The sequence below is a fragment of the Pseudonocardia sp. KRD291 genome, assembly GCF_019263595.1.
Classification (GTDB): Bacteria; Actinomycetota; Actinomycetes; order Mycobacteriales; family Pseudonocardiaceae; genus Pseudonocardia.
The window spans coordinates 1-4,836 of the sequence record NZ_JADQDD010000390.1 but is presented as its reverse complement, the minus strand read 5'-3'; the positions used below and the strand labels follow the sequence as shown (position 1 = coordinate 4,836).

The 4,836-nt window shown below is 74.6% G+C and carries 5 protein-coding genes and 1 pseudogene; 2 read left to right on the top strand and 4 right to left on the bottom strand.

What is annotated here, in order from left to right:
- On the bottom strand, nt 1-476 hold a 476-nt coding region (locus I4I78_RS30435), incomplete at its 3' end, for a L,D-transpeptidase (protein WP_308252452.1).
- A gap of 150 nt (nt 477-626) precedes the next feature.
- Here I4I78_RS30435 and ilvD point away from each other — a divergent pair.
- Nucleotides 627-2,348 carry a dihydroxy-acid dehydratase gene (gene ilvD / locus I4I78_RS30430; protein WP_218614958.1) on the top strand — a complete coding sequence of 574 codons (1,722 nt, stop codon included), beginning with the start codon at nt 627-629 and terminating at the stop codon, nt 2,346-2,348.
- 70 nt (nt 2,349-2,418) lie between these two features.
- Nucleotides 2,419-3,030 carry a class I SAM-dependent methyltransferase gene (locus tag I4I78_RS30425; protein WP_308252451.1) on the top strand — a complete coding sequence of 204 codons (612 nt, stop codon included), beginning with the start codon at nt 2,419-2,421 and terminating at the stop codon, nt 3,028-3,030.
- Between the two features lie 33 nt (nt 3,031-3,063).
- Here I4I78_RS30425 and I4I78_RS30420 read toward each other — a convergent pair whose 3' ends face one another.
- From I4I78_RS30420 to I4I78_RS30410, 3 genes and pseudogenes are all read right to left on the bottom strand, one after another.
- Nucleotides 3,064-3,864 (bottom strand): methyltransferase domain-containing protein, encoded by an 801-nt coding sequence (locus tag I4I78_RS30420; RefSeq protein WP_218614957.1) that lies wholly within the window; start codon nt 3,862-3,864, stop codon nt 3,064-3,066.
- A gap of 76 nt (nt 3,865-3,940) precedes the next feature.
- Nucleotides 3,941-4,321: a DUF2256 and DUF3253 domain-containing protein gene (locus I4I78_RS34055; protein WP_308252450.1), complete on the bottom strand. Its 381-nt coding sequence runs from the start codon at nt 4,319-4,321 to the stop codon at nt 3,941-3,943.
- A 106-nt stretch (nt 4,322-4,427) separates the two neighbouring features.
- A pseudogene (locus I4I78_RS30410) lies at nt 4,428-4,836 on the bottom strand (shikimate dehydrogenase); the annotation flags it as partial.

The following is a 4,836-nucleotide window of genomic DNA, read 5'->3' as shown; positions in this document are numbered from 1 at the left end:
GCGGGCATCCGGACGCAGCCGGCGGACTGCGTCTGCGGGTTGCCCTCGTGGAACGCGATGCCGCCCGGGGCGAAGAACACCGCCCACGGCATCGGGGCGTCGTCGAACTCCTTGCTGCGGTGATGGGCGTCCTTGCGCTGCACCGAGAACTCGCCGGTCGGCGTCTCCTCGCCCTGACCGCCGTGGCTGACCGTGACCGGGCCGTACTCGATCTCGCCGTGCCGGATCAGCCAGGCCTGGTCGGTCTCCAGGTCCACGCAGGCGCGGGTGCCGACGCTGCACGGCGTCCCGTCGACGGTGTCCGGGCCGGCGACCGCGGTACCGGCGGCGCCGACCCCGGCCAGGACGCCGACCGTGAGGACCGCGAGGACCCGGCGGCGGCCGCACCGCCGTCCCCGGGTGGAGGACGACGCGTCGTCGCCGGGCTGGTCGGTCGTGCGCACCATCGGCTCGGGGTGCTCCTCTCGAACGGTCACGAAAAGTACTCGAAGGTCAACGAACGCGTCCCCCGGGCAGGTGCGCGCTGCGGCCGATCCCTTGTCGGCTCCACCCGGTCGGGGTAGGTATGGCGGCGGGCGTCACGCTCTACGACGTCCGGCGCAGCACCCACCACGCGAGGAGCCCGCATGACCACGACCGACCCGCGCTCACCGGCGACCACCGGTGCCTCCCCGGCCCGGGACCTCAAGCCCCGCAGCCACCAGGTCACCGACGGGATCGGCGCCACCGCGGCGCGCAGCATGCTGCGCGCGGTCGGGATGCGCGACGACGACTTCCGCAAGCCCCAGATCGGGATCGCCTCGTCCTGGAACGAGATCACCCCGTGCAACCTGTCGCTGCAGCGCCTGGCGATGGCGGCGAAGGAGGGCGTGCACGCCGCGGGCGGCTACCCGATGGAGTTCGGCACGATCTCGGTCTCGGACGCGATCTCGATGGGCCACGTCGGGATGCACTACTCGCTGGTCAGCCGCGAGATCATCGCCGACTCGGTGGAGACGGTCGTGCAGGCCGAGCGCCTGGACGGCACGGTGCTGCTGGCCGGCTGCGACAAGTCGCTGCCCGGGATGCTGATGGCCGCGGCACGGCTGGACCTGGCCGGGGTGTTCGTCTACGCCGGGTCGATCATGCCGGGCCGGGTGGGGGACCGGGAGGTCAACATCTCGGACGCGTTCGAGGGGATCGGCGCCTGTTCGCGCGGGTTGATCACCGAGGCCGAGCTGGACACCCTGGAGCGCGCGATGTGCCCCGGCGAGGGCGCGTGCGGCGGCTTCTACACCGCGAACACGATGGCCGCGGCGGCCGAGGCGATGGGCATGGCACTGCCCGGGTCGGCCAGCCCGCCCGCGGTGGACCGGCGCCGCGACGGCGTCGCCCGCGCGTCCGGGGAGGCCGCCATCGGCATGATCGAGAAGGGGATCACGGCGCGGGACATCATGACCCGCGAGGCGTTCGAGAACGCGATCGCCGTGGTCGTCGCGTTCGGCGGGTCCACGAACGCCGTGCTGCACCTGCTCGCGATCGCCCGCGAGGCCGGCGTCCCGCTGGAGCTCGACGACTTCAACCGGGTCGGTGACCGGGTGCCGCACCTCGCGGACGTCAAGCCGTTCGGCAAGCACCTGATGTACGCCGTCGACCAGGTCGGCGGCATCCCGGTGGTGATGAAGGCGCTGCTCGACGCGGGCCTGATCCACGGCGACGCCCTGACCGTCACCGGGCGCACCGTCGCCGAGAACCTCGCCGAGCTCGACCCGCCGGGGATCGACGGCACGGTGATCCGGGACATGAAGAACCCGATCCACCCCACCGGCGGGCTGACCATCCTGCGCGGGTCGATGGCCCCGGACGGTGCCGTGGTCAAGTCGGCGGGCTTCGACGCGGCCCAGTTCACCGGCACCGCGCGGGTGTTCGACGGCGAGCAAGGCGCCCTCGACGCCGTCGACGACGGCACGGTCGGCGCCGGCGACATCGTGGTGATCCGCTACGAGGGCCCGCGCGGCGGTCCCGGGATGCGGGAGATGCTCGCCGTCACCGGGCGGATCAAGGGCGCCGGGCTGGGCAAGGACGTGCTGCTGGTGACCGACGGCCGGTTCTCCGGCGCCACCACCGGGCTCTGCGTCGGCCACGTCGCCCCGGAGGCCGCGGACGGCGGCCCGATCGCGCTGGTCGAGACCGGCGACCGGATCACCCTGGACATGACGGCCCGGACGCTGTCGCTCGACGTGGACGACGCCGAGCTCGAACGCCGGCGCGCCGCGTGGGTCCGCCCGGAGCCGACGAACCGCTACGGCGTGCTCGGCAAGTACGCCAAGCTCGTGTCCTCGGCCGCGAACGGGGCCGTCTGCGGCTGAGCGGGTTGCTACTGCGGCGCAAACCGGCGCCGGTGCCGTCACGTCCGGGCCGGTTCGTAGGCTCACGGTCGTGACCGACGACCCGCTGCACACACCCGGTGGCCTGCCCGACGACTGGTCGGCCTGGAAGGACGCGGTCGATCTGGGCCGCTACGACGACCGTTGGGCGGCGATGGAGCAGGCGGGGCACAACCCGCACGGCGAGGCCGACCTCGTCTCGTCGCTGGGGCCGGCGTCGGTGCTCGACGGCGGCTGCGGCACCGGGCGGGTCGGGATCGAGCTCGCCCGGCGCGGGGTCGCCGTCGTCGGCGTGGACCCGGACCCGGACATGATCGCCGCCTGCCGGCAGAAGGCCCCGGACCTGCACTGGGTGCAGTCGGGCCTGCAGGACCTGGACCTGGCCGAGCGGTTCGACGTCGTCGTCCTGGCCGGCAATGTGGTCCCCTACGCGGCACCGGAGCACCGCGCCGCGGTCGTCGCCGCGTGCGCCCGGCACCTGGTCGAGGGCGGGCAGCTGCTCGCCGGTTTCCAGCTGCGTGAGGGGTGGCCGACGCTCGACGAGTACGACGCCTGGTGCTCCGACGCCGGTCTCGCCGCGGTCGAACGCTGGTCGACCTGGGCCCGCGACCCCTACGGCGGCGGCGACTACGCCGTCTCCCGGCACCGCCGTGCGTGGACATAGCTGCCGGGGCGGTGGTCTCCGCGCACGAGGGGTTCAGGCGCGGGCCAGGACCTCGCCGTGCGGGATGACGAACCAGGCGTCCGGGTGCGCCGCCCAGTCCCGCCACGCCTGCGAGATCTCCGCGATGTCGTCGGGGGTGGCGAGGCCGCGTTCGAGGGCCTGCTCGCCGATCCGTGAGGAGCGGATCCGCTCGGCCCACATCCCGCCCCAGGTCGCGGTCTGTTCGGGCGTCGCGTAGCACCACACCGACGCCGACGGGGTCACCTCGGTGAACCCGGCCTCGTGCGCCCACGCCAGCAGCCGCCGCCCGGCGTCGGGTTCGGCGTCGTTGCCGCGGGCGACTCCGCGGTAGAGGTCGAGCCAGCTGTCCAGACGTTCGTCGGCGGGCCACCAGTGGAACCCGGCGTAGTCGGCGTCGCGCACCGCGACCACCCCGCCGGGCCGGGTCACGCGGCGCATCTCGCGCAGCGCGGCGACCGGGTCGGACAGGTGCTGCAGGACCTGGTGGGCGTGCGTGACGTCGTAGGTGTCGTCCGGGTCGGACAGCGCGTAGACGTCGTCGGCGGCGAACTCGACGTCGACGCCGCGCTCGGCCGCCCTCGCCCGGGCCGCGACCAGCGGGTTCTCGGTGACCTCCACCCCGCGCACCCGGCCCGGTCCGAGGATCCCGGCGAGGTCGACGGTGATGCTGCCCGGTCCGCACCCGACGTCGAGCAGGGTCAGGTCGGGGCGCAGCAGCGGCAGCAGGTAGCCGCAGGAGTCCTCGGCGGTCCGGGCGCCGTGTGAGCGCAGCACCACCTCGTGGTGGCCGTGGGTGTAGACGTCCTCGGGCATGGTGCGAGCCTTGCACCCGGTCGATCACCGGCGCCACCGGACGGCCGGTGCGGGCCCTCGGTCGCCGCGACGCAGCTCAGGTGCGGCGGCGGATCCGGATCGGGCCGCGCGCCGTCGACGGGTCCACGACGTGCCCGGACTGCACGATCTCCACCGCCCCGGCCTCGACCAGACGACGGGCCGCCATCCGGGCCGGCTCCATCAGGTCCCGCCAGCCCTCCGGGTCGACGCGTCGCGCCGCGTCGGACGGGCAGATGGTGGAGGTCCGGGCGCGGGCGTCGAGCAGGTCCCCGATGGCCGCCTCCAGACGGTGGTCGACGTCGCGGACACCCCGGGAGCGGCAGGCGGCGCCGCAGTAGCGGACCTCGTCCCAGTTCCTCGCCCACTTCCGGCGCCAGGTGATCCGCCGGCCGCACACGGCGCAGACCTTGTCCTCGTGCACCTGGTCCTGCGCCACACCACCATCGTCGTCGCCGGGAACCGGTCGCGCTCGGCGGGCGGTGCGGCGCGATGGCTCACAACGGGGCTGCACGGCGGGGCACCACGGCGGCGCGGCGCGCCGGTCAGCCGCTGCGTGCCAGCACGGCGGCGTCGAGGGCCTCGCGCATCGCGCCTTCCGGGCCGGGCCGGCCGGTCATCAGCTCGACCTGCGCGATCGCCTGCTGCAACAGCATCTCCAGGCCGCTGACGATGGTCGCCCCGCCCGCCGCCGCCCCCGCCGCGACGGCGGTCGGCCAGGGTGCGTAGACGGCGTCCAGCAGCGTCGTGTCCGGCCGCCAGCGCGCTCCGGCGAGCTCGTCGGCGGCGCCGGCGGGGAGGGTGGAGATCACGATGTCGGCGCCGTCGAGGGCGCGGGCGGCCGCGAGCGCGTCGGTGAGCACGGCCTCGACCCGCGGCTCGGTCCCCAGGCGGCACGCGGTCTCGCGCAGCTCGCCTGCCCGTGCGGCGTCGCGGACCAGGACCGACACCTCC

What these genes read in the sequence shown, in the direction of transcription:
- ilvD (WP_218614958.1), top strand. Translation starts at nt 627, where the DNA reads ATGACCACGACCGACCCGCGCTCACCGGCGACCACCGGTGCCTCCCCG.
- I4I78_RS30420 (WP_218614957.1), bottom strand. Translation starts at nt 3,864, where the DNA reads ATGCCCGAGGACGTCTACACCCACGGCCACCACGAGGTGGTGCTGCGC.